Origin of the sequence: Roseovarius sp. SCSIO 43702, from assembly GCF_019599045.1 — a bacterium.
In the GTDB taxonomy this organism is placed as follows: Bacteria; Pseudomonadota; Alphaproteobacteria; order Rhodobacterales; family Rhodobacteraceae; genus Roseovarius.
This window is the reverse complement of the sequence record NZ_CP080623.1, coordinates 2,536,260-2,552,093: the sequence shown is the minus strand read 5'-3', so window position 1 is coordinate 2,552,093 and position 15,834 is coordinate 2,536,260. Positions and strand designations below refer to the sequence as shown.

General features: G+C 67.2%; 17 protein-coding genes. 9 read left to right on the top strand and 8 right to left on the bottom strand.

The features are described 5' to 3' along the window. Positions 1 to 6: 6 nt before the first annotated feature. The gene (gene argE / locus K1T73_RS12635; RefSeq protein WP_220601044.1) at positions 7 to 1,164 is read right to left on the bottom strand and encodes an acetylornithine deacetylase; all 1,158 of its coding nucleotides are present in this window, start codon (positions 1,162 to 1,164) and stop codon (positions 7 to 9) included. A gap of 251 nt (positions 1,165 to 1,415) precedes the next feature. Between argE and K1T73_RS12630 the strand changes: the two genes are divergently transcribed. The 3 genes from K1T73_RS12630 to K1T73_RS12620 are packed head-to-tail and all read left to right on the top strand — an operon-like array spanning position 1,416 to position 3,666. Beyond that, positions 1,416 to 2,120, top strand: a complete 705-nt coding sequence (locus K1T73_RS12630) for an ABC transporter permease (RefSeq protein ID WP_220601043.1) — start codon at positions 1,416 to 1,418, stop codon at positions 2,118 to 2,120. Beyond that, positions 2,117 to 2,842, top strand: a complete 726-nt coding sequence (locus tag K1T73_RS12625) for an ATP-binding cassette domain-containing protein (protein ID WP_220601042.1) — start codon at positions 2,117 to 2,119, stop codon at positions 2,840 to 2,842. The genes K1T73_RS12630 and K1T73_RS12625 overlap by 4 nt, the downstream gene beginning before the upstream one ends. After that, a complete protein-coding gene (locus K1T73_RS12620; RefSeq protein ID WP_220601041.1) occupies positions 2,839 to 3,666 on the top strand; it encodes a substrate-binding domain-containing protein in 828 nt (275 codons plus the stop codon). The genes K1T73_RS12625 and K1T73_RS12620 overlap by 4 nt, the downstream gene beginning before the upstream one ends. Before the next feature lie 3 nt (positions 3,667 to 3,669). Here the strand turns inward: K1T73_RS12620 and K1T73_RS12615 are convergent, their stop codons facing one another. Genes K1T73_RS12615 through K1T73_RS12600 form a run of 4 tightly spaced genes read right to left on the bottom strand, consistent with a single transcriptional unit; the run spans position 3,670 to position 6,699 of the window. Next, positions 3,670 to 4,671 (bottom strand): OmpA family protein, encoded by a 1,002-nt coding sequence (locus K1T73_RS12615; RefSeq protein ID WP_259400244.1) that lies wholly within the window; start codon positions 4,669 to 4,671, stop codon positions 3,670 to 3,672. Next, on the bottom strand, positions 4,668 to 5,234 hold the full coding sequence (locus K1T73_RS12610) for a peroxidase-related enzyme (RefSeq protein ID WP_220601040.1): 567 nt from the start codon (positions 5,232 to 5,234) through the stop codon (positions 4,668 to 4,670). The genes K1T73_RS12615 and K1T73_RS12610 overlap by 4 nt, the downstream gene beginning before the upstream one ends. Then, entirely contained in the window at positions 5,231 to 5,971 is a 741-nt protein-coding gene (locus K1T73_RS12605) for a GNAT family N-acetyltransferase (protein ID WP_409077709.1), read from the bottom strand. Before K1T73_RS12605 ends, K1T73_RS12610 begins: the two co-directional genes overlap by 4 nt. A gap of 5 nt (positions 5,972 to 5,976) precedes the next feature. Further along, the gene (locus K1T73_RS12600; RefSeq protein WP_220601038.1) at positions 5,977 to 6,699 is read right to left on the bottom strand and encodes a molybdopterin-binding protein; all 723 of its coding nucleotides are present in this window, start codon (positions 6,697 to 6,699) and stop codon (positions 5,977 to 5,979) included. Positions 6,700 to 6,752: 53 nt separating this feature from the next. Between K1T73_RS12600 and sfsA the strand changes: the two genes are divergently transcribed. Continuing rightward, complete coding sequence (sfsA, locus tag K1T73_RS12595; protein WP_220601037.1) at positions 6,753 to 7,460, top strand: DNA/RNA nuclease SfsA; 708 nt, start codon at positions 6,753 to 6,755, stop codon at positions 7,458 to 7,460. A gap of 14 nt (positions 7,461 to 7,474) precedes the next feature. On the opposite strand, the gene K1T73_RS12590 is transcribed toward sfsA, so the two are convergent. Continuing rightward, positions 7,475 to 8,326, bottom strand: a complete 852-nt coding sequence (locus K1T73_RS12590; protein WP_220601036.1) for a mechanosensitive ion channel family protein — start codon at positions 8,324 to 8,326, stop codon at positions 7,475 to 7,477. A gap of 155 nt (positions 8,327 to 8,481) precedes the next feature. Between K1T73_RS12590 and map the strand changes: the two genes are divergently transcribed. After that, positions 8,482 to 9,375: a type I methionyl aminopeptidase gene (gene map / locus K1T73_RS12585; RefSeq protein WP_220601035.1), complete on the top strand. Its 894-nt coding sequence runs from the start codon at positions 8,482 to 8,484 to the stop codon at positions 9,373 to 9,375. A gap of 19 nt (positions 9,376 to 9,394) precedes the next feature. On the opposite strand, the gene K1T73_RS12580 is transcribed toward map, so the two are convergent. Together K1T73_RS12580 and K1T73_RS12575 are read right to left on the bottom strand one after the other, a co-directional pair. Beyond that, a complete protein-coding gene (locus tag K1T73_RS12580; protein ID WP_220601034.1) occupies positions 9,395 to 10,603 on the bottom strand; it encodes an NAD(P)/FAD-dependent oxidoreductase in 1,209 nt (402 codons plus the stop codon). Positions 10,604 to 10,634: 31 nt separating this feature from the next. Next, positions 10,635 to 11,714, bottom strand: coding sequence for a Hint domain-containing protein (locus K1T73_RS12575; protein WP_220601033.1), 1,080 nt, complete (start codon positions 11,712 to 11,714; stop codon positions 10,635 to 10,637). 205 nt (positions 11,715 to 11,919) lie between these two features. On the opposite strand from K1T73_RS12575, the gene ftsW reads away from it, so the two are divergent. The 4 genes from ftsW to K1T73_RS12555 are packed head-to-tail and all read left to right on the top strand — an operon-like array spanning position 11,920 to position 15,834. Next, entirely contained in the window at positions 11,920 to 13,086 is a 1,167-nt protein-coding gene (ftsW, locus tag K1T73_RS12570; protein WP_220601032.1) for a putative lipid II flippase FtsW, read from the top strand. Further along, a complete protein-coding gene (locus K1T73_RS12565) occupies positions 13,083 to 14,189 on the top strand; it encodes a UDP-N-acetylglucosamine--N-acetylmuramyl-(pentapeptide) pyrophosphoryl-undecaprenol N-acetylglucosamine transferase (protein WP_220601031.1) in 1,107 nt (368 codons plus the stop codon). Before ftsW ends, K1T73_RS12565 begins: the two co-directional genes overlap by 4 nt. After that, a complete protein-coding gene (gene murC / locus K1T73_RS12560; RefSeq protein ID WP_220601030.1) occupies positions 14,186 to 15,592 on the top strand; it encodes a UDP-N-acetylmuramate--L-alanine ligase in 1,407 nt (468 codons plus the stop codon). The genes K1T73_RS12565 and murC overlap by 4 nt, the downstream gene beginning before the upstream one ends. Further along, complete coding sequence (locus K1T73_RS12555) at positions 15,589 to 15,834, top strand: DUF2484 family protein (protein WP_220601029.1); 246 nt, start codon at positions 15,589 to 15,591, stop codon at positions 15,832 to 15,834. Before murC ends, K1T73_RS12555 begins: the two co-directional genes overlap by 4 nt.

Genomic DNA, 15,834 nt, shown 5'->3' with positions numbered 1-15,834 from the left:
CCTGATCTACAGCGTCTCTGCCAGCCGCTCCAGCATCCCGACGCATTGCGACAACTGCTCAAGCGAGACGAACTCGTCGGGCTTGTGCGCATGCTCGATGGATCCCGGTCCGCAGACGACGGCCGACATCCCGTATTGCTGGAAAAGACCGGCCTCGGTGCCGAACGCCACCAGTTCGGAATGTTCCGCGCCGGTCAGTTCCAGGATAATCGCCCGCGCCTCGTTCGCCTCGGCGGGTTCCAGCCCGCTGACCTCGGCGATGATCTCTGTGTCGATCCGGGCCATGGGATCGACGGCCTGCATCGCGGGCAAGAGGACATCCTCGCAATAGTCCCGAAGGCTGTCCTTGACGAAATCCGCATCCGACGCCTGCACGGGCCGCATCTCCCAGTCGACGCGCGCCGAGCTGGGGATCACGTTATGCGCCACCCCGCCATTCAGCGCGCCGGTATTGATCGTGGTCCAGGGCGGATCGAACTTGCCGTTCCTCGGGGCACGTTCGCGCAGCGCATCCTTCAACTCGAGCAACCGCGCCACGTAGCGCGCCGCGTATTCGACCGCGTTCACACCCCGTTCCGGGTCCGAGCCGTGCCCGGCCAGCCCGTGGAAATGGGTGCTGTATTCGTAGCAGCCCTTGTGGCCTTCGATCACCCGCATCGACGTGGGCTCTCCGATGAGCGCGAGGCCGGGGCGCAGACCCTTGGCGCGCAGGCTTTCGATCAGGGCCTGCCCGCCGAAACACCCCGTCTCCTCGTCATAGGTGAACGCGAAATGCACGGGCCGGCGTGCGACCTTCCGCGCAAACAGCGGCGCAAGCGCCACGCAGGCGGCGATGAAGCCCTTCATGTCGCAACTGCCGCGCCCATATACCCGACCGTCCCGGATATCGGACAGGAAGGGGTCGGTGGTCCAGTCCTGGTCGGCCACCGGCACCACGTCGGTATGACCGGAAAGGACGATGCCACCGTCGCCCTCGGGTCCGAGCGTGGCGAAGAGGTTGGCCTTGGCTCCCGTCTCGTCATACCAGACATCGACCCGCGCGCCGTCGTCCTCGAGCCGGTCGCGCAACTCCGCGATCATGTCGAGATTGCTCTGGTCCGAGATGGTCGGGTAGGAAATCAGCCTGCCCAGGATGTCGGTGGTGCGGTCGAGATATGTGGCCATGCGAGCTGTCCCGTAACGGAGCGGTCGCCCGAACTTGCGATCATGCACCCCGTTGGGTCAAGCGCCGTTTCGTCGCCGATCCGTGCAGAGACGGCGCCGCAGGTGGAGGCCGATCGCCGATCGGAAAAATCCGCAGATTTTTCCGTGCCTTCGGCGAGGATATTTTCGGCAGGATGAAGGACCGCCCCTTTCCCTTCGGGCGCGAGTGTGGTCTGTGATGGCGAGTTTTCTGGCGCGGGGGCGCGTGGGACGTGGGCGATCTCTGGGATGGATTGGCACAGGCCGTGTGGCTCGTGGCGACGCTGGATGCGGATCTGGTCGAGATCACGCTCCGTTCGCTCCGTGTGACACTGAGCGCGCTCGTGATCGCCTGCACCATCGCGCTCCCCTTGTCGGCACTTCTCGTCATCTCGCGGTTCCGCTTCCGTCGCGCCACCATCGCGGTGCTCAACGCGCTGATGGGGCTGCCGCCCGTGGTGGTCGGGCTCGTGGTCTACGTGCTGCTGTCGCGGCAGGGGCCCTTCGGTGTGCTGGGTCTTCTCTTCACGCCGACCGCGATGATCATCGCGCAGGTGATCATCATCGTGCCGCTCATCGCGTCCATCGCGCACCAGGCGCTGCGCGAGCTCTGGGCCGAATACCATGACCTCCTGATCTCGCTCAACACGACCAGGCGGCAGCGTATGGCGGCGCTCATCTGGGACGGGCGGCGCGCGTTGCTGACCGCCTCGCTCGCCGGGTTCGGCCGCGCCATCGGCGAGGTCGGGGCGATCATGATCGTGGGCGGCAATATCGACAACGCGACGCGCGTGTTGACGACCGCCATCGCGCTCGAGACCGGCAAGGGCGACTTCGCGTTGGCGCTGGCGCTGGGCTTCGTGCTCATCGCCATGGCGATCGGCGTGAACTTCGCGATCCACTGGCTGGGCCGGACCGAGAGGGAGGGGCGGTGGTGAGCAGGCAGGCCCCCGATCTCTTCCCGCTGGTGGCGCGTGGCGCGGTGGCCCGCGTGCGCGGCCGCGTCATCGTCGGGCCCATAGACCTGGAACTGGGCCGCGCGGGCGTCACCGTTGTCATCGGCCCCAACGGCGCGGGCAAGACGACGCTTCTGAAGATGCTGCACGGGATCGCACGCGTGCAGGAGGGCGAGGTGCGCTGGGCCTGCCCCGAGGATGAGGCACGCGCACGGCAGGGCTTCGTCTTCCAGACGCCCGTGATGCTGCGCCGGTCGGTGCGCGACAATATCGCCTATCCGCTGCGCCTTTCCGGCCTGCGCCGCGCCGAGGCCCGCGCCCGGGCCGAGGACTGGGCCACGCGCGTGGGCCTGGGGAACATGATAAGCCGCCCCGCGCCGGTCCTCTCGGGGGGCGAGCGGCAGAAACTGGCGCTCGCGCGGGCGCTGATCGGCGGGCCAGACGTCCTTTTCCTTGACGAGCCGACCGCCTCGCTCGATGGGCGGGCGACGCGCGAGATCGAGGAAATTCTCGTGCAGGCCCGCGCCGGGGGCACGCGCCTCATCATGTCGACGCATGACATGGGACAGGCCCGGCGCCTTGCCGATGACGTCCTGTTCGTGCGCGGCGGCCGGATCGAGGAACACGCCGCCGCGCAGAGCTTCTTCACCCACCCCCAGAGCCCGCAGGCGCGGGCCTTCCTGAAAGGAGACATAGTGGAATGAAACATCGCATCATCGCAGCACTCGCCTGTCTCGTGGCGGCCACCGCCGGCCACGCGGACGAGATGAAAATAGCCGTCACCACCTCGTTTCATAACTCGGGCCTGTCGGACATCCTCCTGCCCGCGATCAAGGAGGATACCGGCATCGAGGTGCAGCTTCTGGTCGTGGGCACCGGGCAGGCCATCCGTCTTGGCGAGGCGGGCGACGTGGACGCGATCCTCGTCCACTCGCGCAAGGCCGAAGAGGCGTTCCTGGCGGGCGGCCATGGCACGCACCGGCGCGAGATCATGTATAACGATTTCGTCTTCATCGGACCCGAGGCCGACCCGGCCGACGTGGCATCCGCCCCCGACGCGGCAAGCGCGCTCGGTCGCATCGCCGGGACCGAAGCCCCCTTCGTCAGCCGCGGCGACGACAGCGGCACCCACAAGAAGGAGCTGAGCCTCTGGGCCGGCGCCGATCTCGACCCGGAGGAATTCGGCAAGTGGTACAAGGAGGTCGGCGCCGGCATGGGCGCGGCGCTCAACACTGCATCGGGGCTCGATGCCTATATCATGTCCGATCGCGCGAGCTGGCTCAATTTCGGCAACAAGGGCGATTTGGCGCTGCTCTTCGCGGGCGATCCGGTGCTCTTCAACCAGTATGCCTACCTGCCGGTGAGCCCCGAAGCGCATCCGCATGTGAAAGCCGATCTCGCGATGCGGGTCGAGGAGTGGTTCGTCTCCGAGCGCGCCGAGGCGCTGATCAATGGCTACACGATCAATGGCGAAACGCTCTTCACCTTCAACGCGGAACGGACGGCCCCCGCGCAGGCCGCGGAGTAAGGGTCACTCGGTGTTGAGAAGGACCGCTTCGACCCGGCGGTTCGCTTCGCGGCCCGCCGGTGTCAGGTTCGGCGCGATGGGCGCGAGATAGCCCATCCCCTCCGCCTCGAGCTGTCCGCGGGGCACGCCGTGGCGCTCCACCAGCCGCTCGAGCACCGCGCGCGCCCGCTCGCGCGAAAGGCGGATGTTGAGGTCGACATTGCCGGTGACATCGGTATGCCCGACGAGCGCCACGCGGCGGGACGGATCCGCCTTCAGGAACGCCGCGAGGCTTTCGAGCGATCCGAACGGACCCTCCCCGAGTTCCGCCGCCCCCGTGCCGAAATCCAGATCGCCCAGCACGACATGCCCGCGCTCGACCAATGCACGGGCCGGGTCCGAAGGCGCGGGACCGCCATCCACGTTCCCGCCATCCGCCGCGCCGGCTCCGGCATCGCTGCGGGCGGGCTCGGACGTCGCGACCGTGCCGTCGCTCTCGACGCTGAGCGCGGTCTTGCCCTGCGGATCGGCAAGCACGATCTGGATATACGCATCCTGGTCCGAGCGGCTGACCAGAAGGGTCACGTATCGCTCGCCCGGGCCGCCGTTGCGCCGGGCCGAGAGAAAGCGGTAATCGAACAGGTCGACGAACATGTCCGGCGCCGAAAGCACTTCGATCCCGAAACGGAAATCGAACCCGCCGCAATCGCGGCCGGCACAGCGCAGGAGCGTCTCGTAGCCCGCGGCATCGAGCTGCGCGACGAGGTCGCCCATGATGCTGAGCGTGGTGCGGTTGTTCGAGGCCAGCCGCCAGGTCTGGAACGTCACTTGGCCCTTCACCGGGATCGCGGGAACCACACCCTCCTCCCAGGGACCGATGGGCACGTCATAGCTTTCGGGGTTGCGGTCGATCTCGCGCGTGAGCGTGGCGCTGCCCGGAAGGCGAAGGTCGAGCGCGATGGCCTGTCCCGCCCAGAGGATCAAGACCCCCGCGCTTATCGCCGCGATCCGGCTCCGCGCGGTCACCGTGCTTGCGCGTGATAATCCGCGTTGGGTCGCATCGCGGTCGCGCTCGCCACGCGGTTCGTCATGTTGAAGAAACCCGCGACATTCGCAATGTCCCAGATGTCGCGATCCGAAAACCCCGCATCACGAAGTGCCTGGCGGTCGTCCTCGGTGATCCTGGCACTTTCCTGCGTGACTTTCTCGGCAAAGCCCAGCATCGCCGTCTGCCGCGCGTCGAGTTCGGCCATGCGCCAGTTCATCACCATCGCCTCGCCAAGTTCCGGTCTGCCCGAAAGGGCACGCACCGCCGCCCCGTGGGCGACCTGGCAATACCAGCACCGGTTGATCGAGCTGACCACCACGGCGATCATCTCGCGCTCGAGCTTGGTGAGCCCGCTCTCGGCCAGCATCAGGTCGTTATACATGGCGGTGAAGGCATCGAGTTTGTCGATGTCGAACGCGTAGGCCTTCAGCACGTTGGGCACCATGCCGAGCTTTTCCTGGCAGATGTCGAAGTATTTCCGCGTCGCCTCGGGAAGCGGGTCGACCATCGGCAGGTCGAGGGCGGTCGGGCTGTCACTCATACGCTTGGCTCCTTCTGGATACGGTAATGATAGTGTCCCACAAGCGTGAAGCCGAGGGAAGCGTAGAGCGCGTTCGCCGCGGTGTTGGCCGACGCGCAGACCACGGCGAGATGCGGGGCGCCTTGCGCGCGGGCCCATCGCGCCGCCTCGATCATCAGGTATCGCGCCATCCCGGCCCGCCTGTGTCCGGGCACCACGTGGATGGCATGCACCATGGCGACCCCCTTGTGAACGGCCACGAAGCCGGTGGCCGCGGGGCGATTGTCATGGCGTCCGAACAGCGATGTCTTGGGTGCGCTCGCCCGCTCCATCACCGCGATACGCTCGGGCCCGATCCCGCCGTCGGCCCAGATGTCGCGCTGGATCGCCAGTGGCTCCCAGATGTGAAAGCTCGCAGTGCGCGGCGGCGCCTCTTCGCACAGATGCGCGGTCGGGCAGGCCCATACCTGCACCGGATCGACGATGGCATAGCCAAGATCGCCCAAGAGCCGGTCGAGCGCGTCGTCATCCTCGCGGATCATGAAGAGCGGGGTCTGCGCCATCCGGCGCATCGCATCTTCGGCCAGCGGCAGGTCCTCGGCGCGCACCGGACCCCGCGCGATCGCCGACGAGACCCGCTTGCCGCCACCGGCCCCGTCGCGGACGGTCCAGGGAGGGAGTTCGAAAATGCGCGCCGGCGGCCAGGTGTGCTCGATCACCTCGTAAAGTATCGAGATGCCCGGCAATCCATCCGGCACGGGGTTCATCCGGGGAAAAGCCGGTGCAGTTCCGCCATGGCCTCGTCAAGGCGGCCCGGATCCTGCCCCCGAACCACGACATTGGAGCCGTAGGCGCCCTGTCGCTGGAACGGGTAGGAGCCGAAGGAAAGGTCGGGATACGCCTCGGCGAGCTTCCGCAACGGTCCGGCCACGTCGCCCTCGCCACGGAAGATCTGAAGCGATTGCGACAGCATCGGCGCGCCGCCCGTGAGGGTGGGCAGGACGCTTGCCACCATCGCCTCGAAGATCGCGGGCACCCCTGCCATCACGTGCACGTTCTCCAGCGTGAAGCCCGGCGCGGCGCTCACCGGGTTGTCGATGAGCGTGGCCCCCTCGGGGATGCGTGCCATGCGCAGACGGGCCTCGTTGAGCTCGGTCTGCTGGCGGTCGTAATGCGCCTCGAGGATCGCGCGCGCATCGTCGCGCACGTCGATCGCGCGGTCGAAGGCACGCGCCACGCAATCGGCGGTGATGTCGTCATGCGTGGGTCCGATGCCGCCCGACGTGAAGACGTGATCGAAGGCTCCGCTCAGCGCGCGCACGGCGTCCACGATCGCCTCTTCGCGGTCCCTGACGACGCGGGCCTCGCACAGGTCGATGCCATGCCTGGTCAGGGCCTGCGCAAGGTGGTGCATGTTGGCGTCGCGGGTGCGGCCCGACAGGATTTCATCTCCGATGACGAGCATGGCGGCGGTAGGGTTCGGCATCGCGTGGACGTCCCGGGTTGATTGCGTCTGACCTTCGGTATAGGCCGCGCGCCATGCGCTTTCAAACCGATCTTGTGCCCGCGACGCTGCTCCGCCGCTACAAGAGGTTCCTCGCCGATATCCGGCTCGAGGACGGGCGCGAGGTGACGGCGCATTGCGCCAATCCGGGCTCGATGATGGGGCTTGCCGAACCGGGCACGCGCATCTGGGTCGAGCCGAACGACGATCCGCGCAAGAAACTTCGTTTCGGCTGGCGCCTCGTGGATCACGGCAACGGCCACTTCACGGGCGTCGACACCGGCCTGCCCAACCGCGCCCTGCGCGCGGCCCTCGTGGCGGGGGAGGTGCCCGAGTTTCGTGCCTATGACACGATCCGCCCCGAGCAGCGATATGGCGAGAAGAGCCGCATCGACTTCCTCCTGGGCGGCCCCGGCCTGCCCGACGCCTATGTCGAGGTGAAATCCGTCACCCTTTCGCGCAGCGCGGGCCTGGCCGAGTTTCCCGACAGCGTCACGGCGCGGGGCGCGAAGCATCTGGCGGAACTGGCGCGCGTGGCCGGGGCGGGGCAGCGCGCCGTGATGTTCTATCTCGTCCAGCGCACCGATTGCACGCGGATGACCCTCGCCGCCGATCTCGACCCGGCCTATGCCGCCGCCTGTGCGGCCGCGCGCGCCTCCGGGGTCGAGGTCATCGCCTATGACTGCGCGATCACGCCAGAGGGCATCTCGCTGCGCGACCGACTGCCCGTCGTCGCCGCCTGACCGCGCGGCGGCGCTCAGGCGGCGTTGACGATCGTGCGGGTGGGGAAGGGGATGTCGATATCGGCCGCGTCCAGCGCCTCCTTCACCTTGCGCTTCATGTCGGCCTGGTACTGGAAGAAATCGCCCGAACTGACCCAGACCCGGACGAGGAAATCCACCGAACTGTCGCCGAGATTGTTCACCTGGATGAACGGCTCGGGGTCGGTCATGGACCGCGGATCGGACATGATCGTGTCGCGGATCACCTCCTCTGCCTTGGCGAGATTGGCGCCATAGCCCACCCCGAAGGTCCATTCCGCCCGGCGCGTGTCATAGACCGAGTAATTCGTCATCACGTTGCCCCACACCTCGGCGTTGGGGATGATGACCTGCACGTTCGACAGGCTCGCCAGCTCGATGTAGTTGAGCGTGATCTCCTTGACGGTGCCCATCTCGCCCGCCACCTCGATGAAGTCGCCGGTGCGGAAGGGCCGGAAGAGGATGATCATCACACCCGCCGCCACGTTCGACAGCGTCCCCTGCAAGGCGAGGCCGATGGCAAGGCCCACCGCACCGATCGCCGCGATGATCGAGGTGGTCTGCACCCCGAACGTGTTGAGTACGAAGAGAAAGGTGAAGGCCAGGATCGTGTAGCGCGCGATATCGCCCAGGAACTGGAACAGCGTCTGATCCAACCTGTGATGGCGGTCGGGCATGTTCACGATGCGCCGCTTGGCCCAGCCCGCGATCACGAAGCCGAGGACGAGGATCACCAGCGCCGCGACGACGTTGCCGAGAAGCTGCGTGAGCGTTTCCAGCGTCACGAGATCGGCCAGCGACTGACCGTTGTAGATTTCCCTGTTCATGAGGTCCTTGAGTGCGTCCATGTCTGATGCGGCTCCCGTTTTTCATTGCTGCGGCCCCGAAGCCGCTATGTCACAGTTTAAACGACCCGTCCGCCGTTCGGTTCCGGCGGTTGACCGGGACAGGAATTTCCGTCCGGCACTGGCCCTTTTCTCGCATAGGCCCTAGATAAGGCGCGATGAAACGACAAGGGCGACCCGGAGGTTCGAGGCAGATCGTGAACGAACAGCATCGCGGAAGATTGACGAAGGACGGCATCCGCATTCACGAGGCGGCGGATTTCGCGGGAATGCACGCGGCGGGACGGCTCGCGGCCGAGATCCTCGACATGGTGGCCGACAACGTCCATGTGGGCCAGACGACCTCGGGGATCGACCGCCTGATCGAAGAGCGGGTCGAGGCGGCGGGCGCGCGTTCGGCGACCATCGGCTACAAGGGCTATCGGCATGCCTCCTGCATCTCGGTCAACCATGTGGTCTGCCACGGCATTCCGGGTGACAAGATCCGCAAGTGGAAGAACGACACGGCGTCCCGGTCCGATGACACGCTGCGCGAGGGCGATATCCTCAATGTCGACGTGACCGTCATCGTCGACGGCTGGTATGGCGACACGAGCCGCATGTTCGTGGCCGGCCGCCCCAAGCCATATGCCGAGAAGCTCATGGATGTGACCTACACCTCGCTCATGAAGGGGATCGAGGCGGTGCGCCCGGGCAACACCTTCGGGGACATCGGTCACGCGATCCAGTCCTATGTCGAGGCGCAGGGCATGTCCGTCGTGCGCGATTTCTGCGGCCACGGTCTCGGCCGTGTCTTCCACGCGCCGCCCAACGTGCTTCATTACGGCCGGCCCCGAACCGGCCCGGTGCTCGAGGAGGGGATGTTCTTCACCATCGAACCGATGGTCAATCTCGGCCGCCCCGAGACCAAGGTGCTCGCCGATGACTGGACGGCCATCACCCGTGACAAGTCGCTCTCGGCGCAGTTCGAGCATTCGATCGGGGTGACGAAGGATGGATGCGAGATCTTCACCCTGTCCCCGGCCGGCCGGTTCCATCCCACTTGGACATGACGCACGACCCGCGCGGTCTTCAGCCGGCTGCGCTCCCATCGCGCCCGGCTTCTGCAATGGCGCGCGCCGCCGCCATGCCCGAGGCCCACGCCCACTGGAAATTGTAGCCGCCGAGCCAGCCCGTCACATCGACCGCTTCTCCGATCACGTAAAGGCCGGGACAGGTGCGCGCCTCCATCGTCTTCGACGAAAGCCCGTCCGTGTCGACCCCGCCCAGCGTCACTTCGGCGGTGCGATAGCCCTCGGTCCCGGTGGGTTTGAGACGCCAATCGGCAAGACCGTTGCAAAGCGCGGCGAGCCGCGCGTCGCTCTGATCGGCGAGCTTGCCGGCCAGGTCCGCGCCCATCATCCCCGGTAACGCCTCCACGAGCCGTTGGGGCAGGTGCCGGGCCAGTTCGGTCGCCAGGTTCACGCGGCCGCGTTCGCCCCGCGCGGCGCGCAGCGCGGCCTGCACCGCGCGGCCGCCGGTCAGGTCGATGGCGATTTCCTCGCCCTCCCGCCAATAGGACGAGATCTGGAGCATCGCCGGCCCCGAGAGCCCGCGATGGGTGAAGAGCATCGCTTCTTCGAAACGTCCCGTGCCGGCCTCGGCCCGCACCGGCACCGCCACACCCGCCAGCGGGGCGAAGCGCTTGTCCGAAAAGGTGAATGGCACCAGTGCGGGCCGCGTCTCGGTGAGTTCGAGGCCGAATTGCCGCGCGATGTCATAGGCAAGCCCGCTCGCGCCCATTTTCGGGATCGACTTGCCGCCGGTCGCGAGGACGAGGTTGCGCGCCGAGACCGACACGTTCCGTCCCTCGCGCCTGAGCCGCGCCTTGAAAAGCCCGCCATCGCGCCCGACCTCCACCACCTCGGTCCCGAGCCACAGCTCCGCACCCGCCGCGGCCATCAGCCCGCGCAGCAGGTCCACGATCTGCGTCGCCTTGCCGTCGCAGAAAAGCTGACCGAGCGTCTTTTCATGCCAGGCGATACCGTGCCGGTCCACGAGGTCGATGAAATCCCACTGCGTGTAGCGGCTGAGCGCGGATTTGCAGAAATGCGGATTGCGCGACAGAAATGCCTCGGGGCCGCAATGCAGGTTGGTGAAGTTGCACCGCCCGCCGCCCGAGATGCGGATCTTCTCGCCCGGCGCGCGTGCGTGATCGACACAGACGACCCGCCCCCCGGCATGGGCCGCGCACATCATTCCGGCGGCGCCGGCGCCGAGGATCAGGGTGTCGATCTGCATGGCCCGCCGATGCCGCAAAGCGCGCGGCCGGTCAAGCGCTCCGCTGCGCGGGCAGGCTCGCGAATGTCTCGAGGAGCGGGCGGGCGGATTTGCGATGCCGCTTCACGAGTGCGCGCCCCTCGTACCCGTTCGCGAATGGCCGCGACCGCGGGGCGATGGCGTCTTTTTCCCACGACGCGAGGTCGGGAAAGATCGTCGCCAACTCCGCGCGCAGCTCCGGCGGCAGCGCAGCGAGCGCGACGGGGCCGGGATAGAAGCTCTCGGTCGGGGCGCCCTCGGCCGCGACGATCTCGTGCCGGTCGAGGACGAGATGGGTGTAGGTCACGCCGTCCGGCGCGAGCTCGACCTCGATCCCGGGCAGGCCCGCGAGCCTGCAGGCGGGAACGAGAACCTCGCCCGTGCCGATGAGGCGGCGCGCCACGTGCGAGGCGACCATCATCCGGTGCTGCGGCGAGACAAGCAGGTCGCGCCGTGGCAGGCCGGCCCCGAGACTTCCGCGCCCGATCCGCACCGGCCGAAGCCGGGGCCGCGCGGCCAGCTCTTCGGGCGAAAGCCACCGTTCCGGCCGCGCCCTGAGCACCTGCGCTCCGTGATCTCGCGTGAGCACCAGGTCGCCGGGCTCGAGCGTCTCGACCGCGCGCGCGCCGTCCGGCGTGTCGATCATGGTGCCGGGGGTGAAGCAGGCGACGTAATCGTCATAGAGGTTGTTCTGCCGATGCGATGTCCGTTCGGTGTTGAACGTGTAGGACTGCCCCGGTTGCAGCGGAACGGTTGACACAAGCCCATGTACCGCGCCCTGCTGGTATCCGTCGCCACCGAAATGAAAGCTCGTGACCTTGTGCCCGTTGGCGGTATTGATGAGGTCGTAGGCCGTGTTGATCGTCGTGCCCGCGGCCCAGGTCGTGCCATCGACCGTCGCCGCCGCGGCAAGACCCTGCGTCGCGTCCACCTCGTCGAAAACGCTTTCGTTGTCGCTCACCTCGATGCGCTGCCCGGTCGCGCCGGGCCTCAGCTGCAGGGTGAAGACGGGCGTGCCCGCGGCCTGCGCGCCCTGTTCGGCGGGAAGACCGCCCACGAAGTCCGAGGGTGAATAGATATAGAGAAAAGGCATCGGGGTCCGCGCATGATCCGTGGTCACCTTGCCTTGTCGCATGGCGAGATGGCGAGATTCCAGCCGAATTGCGGTCGGGACATGACCGCGCGCGCCGCTCGTCGCGCAAGCGCCGATTGTGCGCTTTGCAGGGGGACGCAAACCTGTTATCCTTCACTCTAAGATCCCGAAAACGGGACATGAACGAGGCAGACGTGGCGGTGACATGACGGAAATGGTGTATGGAGCCGTTCCCCAGCGGGACGGTGAGCCGATCCTCCCCAAGTGGTGGCGGACGATCGACAAATGGGCCATCTCGGGGGTCCTGATCCTCTTCGCGATCGGGCTTCTGTTGGGGTTCGCGGCCTCGCCGCCGCTGGCCGAGAAGAACGGGTTTCACCCGTTTCACTACGTGCAGCGACAGATGTTCTTCGGCTCGCTCGCCATGGTGGCGATGCTGCTCACCTCGATGATGAGCCCGCGCGTCGTGCGCCGTCTCGCGGTGCTCGGCTTCATCGTGACGCTGGTGGCGCTTGTCCTCCTGCCGATGTTCGGCACCGATTTCGGCAAGGGCGCGGTGCGCTGGTACAGTCTCGGTTTCGCCTCGATCCAGCCCTCGGAATTCCTCAAGCCCGGCTTCGTGGTGGTGGCCGCCTGGATGATCGCCGCCAGCCGCGAGATCAATGGGCCTCCGGGTCTCCTGATGTCCTTTGTCCTGACGCTTCTCGTCGTGGCCTTCCTCGCCATGCAGCCCGATTTCGGGCAGGCGGCGCTTGTGCTTTTCGGTTGGGGCGTGATGTATTTCGTGGCCGGGGCGCCGATATTCCTGCTTCTGGGTATGGCCGGCGCGGTGGTCATGGCGGGCACCTTCGCCTATGCCAATTCCGAACATTTCGCGCGCCGCATCGACGGCTTCCTCAGCCCCGAGGTCGACCCCACCACGCAGCTCGGCTTTGCCACGAACGCCATCCGCGAGGGCGGGTTCTTCGGCGTGGGCGTGGGCGAGGGGACCGTGAAATGGTCGCTTCCCGACGCCCATACCGATTTCATCATCGCGGTCGCCGCCGAGGAATACGGGCTGGTCCTCGTCCTCGCGATCATCGTCGTCTACTGCATGATCGTGGTGCGCTCGCTGGTGCGGCTGATGCGCGAACGCGATCCCTTCATCCGGCTGGCGGGCACGGGCCTTGCGGCGATGTTCGGGGTCCAGGCGATGATCAACATGGGCGTCGCGGTGCGCCTGCTGCCGGCCAAGGGCATGACCCTCCCCTTCGTGAGCTACGGCGGCTCGTCGCTCATCGCGGGTGGCATCGCGGTGGGGATGCTCTTCGCCTTCACCCGGTCGCGCCCGCAGGGCGAGATCCGCGACATCCTGCGCGGACGCCTGCGATGAGCGATGGCGCGCCCCTTCTCCTCATGGCCGCCGGCGGCACGGGCGGGCACATGTTCCCGGCCCAGTCCCTGGCCGAGCACATGCTGCGCAAGGGGTGGCGGGTGAAGCTCTCGACCGATGCGCGCGGGGCGCGTTACACGGGCGGTTTCCCGCATTCGGTCGATATCGAACAGATCGCTTCGGCCACTTTCGCGCGCGGCAACGTCGCGGCAAAGGCGCTCGTGCCGTTTCGCATCGCGAGCGGCGTCATGGGTGCGGCCACGCGGATGATGCGCGACCGCCCGGACGTGGTGGTGGGCTTCGGCGGCTATCCCACGATCCCCGCACTGAGCGCCGCGCGTCTGCTGCGCGTGCCGGCCATGGTCCACGAACAGAACGGCGTTCTGGGCCGCGTCAATCGCGCCTTCGCCAAGCGGGTCGCGAGGGTCGCCTGCGGCACATGGCCGACCGAGATGCCCGAAGGTGTGGAAGCGGTGCATGTGGGCAACCCGGTCCGCGCGGCCGTGCTCGAGCGTGCGGGCGCGGGTTACATCCCGCCGGGCGATTACCCGATGTCCATCGTCGTGATGGGTGGAAGCCAGGGCGCGCGCATCATGTCCGACGTGGTGCCGCCCGCCATTGCGAACCTGCCGATGCCGCTCCTGCGCAATATCCGGGTGAGCCACCAGGCCCGCGACGAGGATGCCGAGCGCGTCGCGACCTTCTATGCCGAGAACGGCATCGACGCCGACGTGCAAGCCTTCTTCCGCGACGTGCCGCGCCGCATTTCCGAGGCGCAGCTCGTCATCAGCCGGGCAGGGGCCTCGTCGGTCGCCGACATATCCGTCATAGGCCGTCCCTCGATCATGGTCCCCTTCGCCGCCGCGACCGGCGATCACCAGACGGTGAACGCCCGCGCGCTGAAGGAGGCGGGTGGAACAATCCTCATCCCCGAAAGCCGCCTCACGGTCGACGCGATGAGGGAGCAGATCCAGATCGTGCTGGAAAATCCCGACGGCGCGCTCCAGATGTCGCGCGCCGCACTGTCCTGTGCCATGCCCGACGCGACCGAGCGTCTTGCCGCCCTGGTCGAGGAGCTTGCCCGGAAAGGAGAGCCGACATGAATGCCGCAACCAAGCTGCCCGGGGACGTGGGCCCCATCCATTTCGTCGGCATCGGCGGCATCGGCATGTCGGGCATCGCCGAGGTGCTGCTCAATCACGGCTATGTCGTGCAGGGCTCCGACCTCAAGCGTACGCCGATCACCGATCGCCTCGCCGCCAACGGCGCGCTCATCTTCGAGGGGCAGGCCGCGCGGAACATCGACGAGGCCGAGGTCGTGGTGATCTCGTCGGCGATCAAGCCCGGCAACCCCGAGCTCGATGCCGCCCGCGCGCGCGGCCTTCCCATCGTCCGCCGGGCCGAGATGCTGGCCGAACTGATGCGGCTCAAATACAACGTCGCCGTGGCCGGCACCCACGGCAAGACGACCACGACGACGATGGTGGCGGCACTGCTCGACCACGGGAAATTCGATCCGACCGTGATCAACGGCGGCGTGATCCACGCCTACGGTTCGAACGCGCGCACCGGCGCGGGCGAGTGGATGGTGGTCGAGGCCGATGAAAGCGACGGCACCTTCAACCGGCTGCCGGCGACCATCGCCATCGTGACGAATATCGACCCCGAGCACATGGAGCACTGGGGCACCGAGGAAAACCTGCATCGCGGCTTCTATGAATTCGTCTCGAACATCCCCTTCTACGGCCTTGCCGTCTGCTGCACCGATGACGCGGATGTCCAGACGCTCGTCGGCAAGATCACCGACCGCCGCGTCGTGACCTACGGCTTCAACGCCCAGGCCGACATCCGCGCGGTCAACCTGCGCTACGAGAACGGGCAGGCGCATTTCGACGTGATCCTCCAGGCCGAGGACGCTCGTATCGACGGTTGCGTCCTGCCGATGCCGGGCGATCACAACGTGTCCAACGCGCTGGCCGCCGTCGCCGTGGCGCGACATCTCGGGATGAAGACATCCGAGATCCGCGACGCGCTCGCCGGATTCCGCGGTGTCAACCGCCGCTTCACCCGCGTCGGAGAGGTGGATGGCGTCACCATCATCGACGATTACGGACACCACCCGACCGAGATCGCCGCCGTCCTCAAGGCCGCGCGCCACGCGACGCGGGGCCGCGTGATCGCGGTGCATCAACCCCACCGCTATACCCGGCTCAGCCACCATTTCGAGGAGTTCTGCGCCTGTTTCAACGAGGCCGACGTGGTGGCCATCACCCCGGTCTTTGCCGCCGGAGAGGAACCCATAGCAGGCGCGAGCCGCGACGATCTTGTCGAGGGTCTCATCCGGCATGGACACCGGCACGCGCTGGCGATCGACGGGGAAGACGATCTTGCCCGCCTCGTGCGGGACGAGGCGCGACCGGGTGACATGGTCGTCTGCCTCGGCGCGGGGTCGATCTCGGGCTGGGCCAACGGCCTTCCAGACCGGCTTCGGGGGGCGGCGGCATGAGCGTCTCGCTGATCCTCGCCTGTCTCTGGGCGCTCGTCGCCAATCTCCTGGCGATGCTGCCCAGCCGCGACAACTACTGGCGCGCGGCCTACGTCCTGATCGCGCTCGGTGTCCCGATCGTGGGTTTCGTGACCTACCAGAACGGGCCGTGGGTCGGCCTCTTCGTCCTGGGGGCGGGGATGTCGATGCTGCGCTGGCCGGTGATCTATCTCGGCCGCTGGTTGCGCGACCGCGTGACCTGA

What these genes read in the sequence shown, in the direction of transcription:
- K1T73_RS12575 (WP_220601033.1), bottom strand. Translation starts at nt 11,714, where the DNA reads ATGCCTTTTCTCTATATCTATTCACCCTCGGACTTCGTGGGCGGTCTT.
- K1T73_RS12565 (WP_220601031.1), top strand. Translation starts at nt 13,083, where the DNA reads ATGAGCGATGGCGCGCCCCTTCTCCTCATGGCCGCCGGCGGCACGGGC.
- K1T73_RS12620 (WP_220601041.1), top strand. Translation starts at nt 2,839, where the DNA reads ATGAAACATCGCATCATCGCAGCACTCGCCTGTCTCGTGGCGGCCACC.
- K1T73_RS12580 (WP_220601034.1), bottom strand. Translation starts at nt 10,603, where the DNA reads ATGCAGATCGACACCCTGATCCTCGGCGCCGGCGCCGCCGGAATGATG.
- K1T73_RS12610 (WP_220601040.1), bottom strand. Translation starts at nt 5,234, where the DNA reads ATGAGTGACAGCCCGACCGCCCTCGACCTGCCGATGGTCGACCCGCTT.
- K1T73_RS12555 (WP_220601029.1), top strand. Translation starts at nt 15,589, where the DNA reads ATGAGCGTCTCGCTGATCCTCGCCTGTCTCTGGGCGCTCGTCGCCAAT.
- murC (WP_220601030.1), top strand. Translation starts at nt 14,186, where the DNA reads ATGAATGCCGCAACCAAGCTGCCCGGGGACGTGGGCCCCATCCATTTC.
- K1T73_RS12600 (WP_220601038.1), bottom strand. Translation starts at nt 6,699, where the DNA reads ATGCCGAACCCTACCGCCGCCATGCTCGTCATCGGAGATGAAATCCTG.
- K1T73_RS12590 (WP_220601036.1), bottom strand. Translation starts at nt 8,326, where the DNA reads ATGGACGCACTCAAGGACCTCATGAACAGGGAAATCTACAACGGTCAG.
- argE (WP_220601044.1), bottom strand. Translation starts at nt 1,164, where the DNA reads ATGGCCACATATCTCGACCGCACCACCGACATCCTGGGCAGGCTGATT.
- sfsA (WP_220601037.1), top strand. Translation starts at nt 6,753, where the DNA reads ATGCGCTTTCAAACCGATCTTGTGCCCGCGACGCTGCTCCGCCGCTAC.
- map (WP_220601035.1), top strand. Translation starts at nt 8,482, where the DNA reads ATGAAACGACAAGGGCGACCCGGAGGTTCGAGGCAGATCGTGAACGAA.
- ftsW (WP_220601032.1), top strand. Translation starts at nt 11,920, where the DNA reads ATGACGGAAATGGTGTATGGAGCCGTTCCCCAGCGGGACGGTGAGCCG.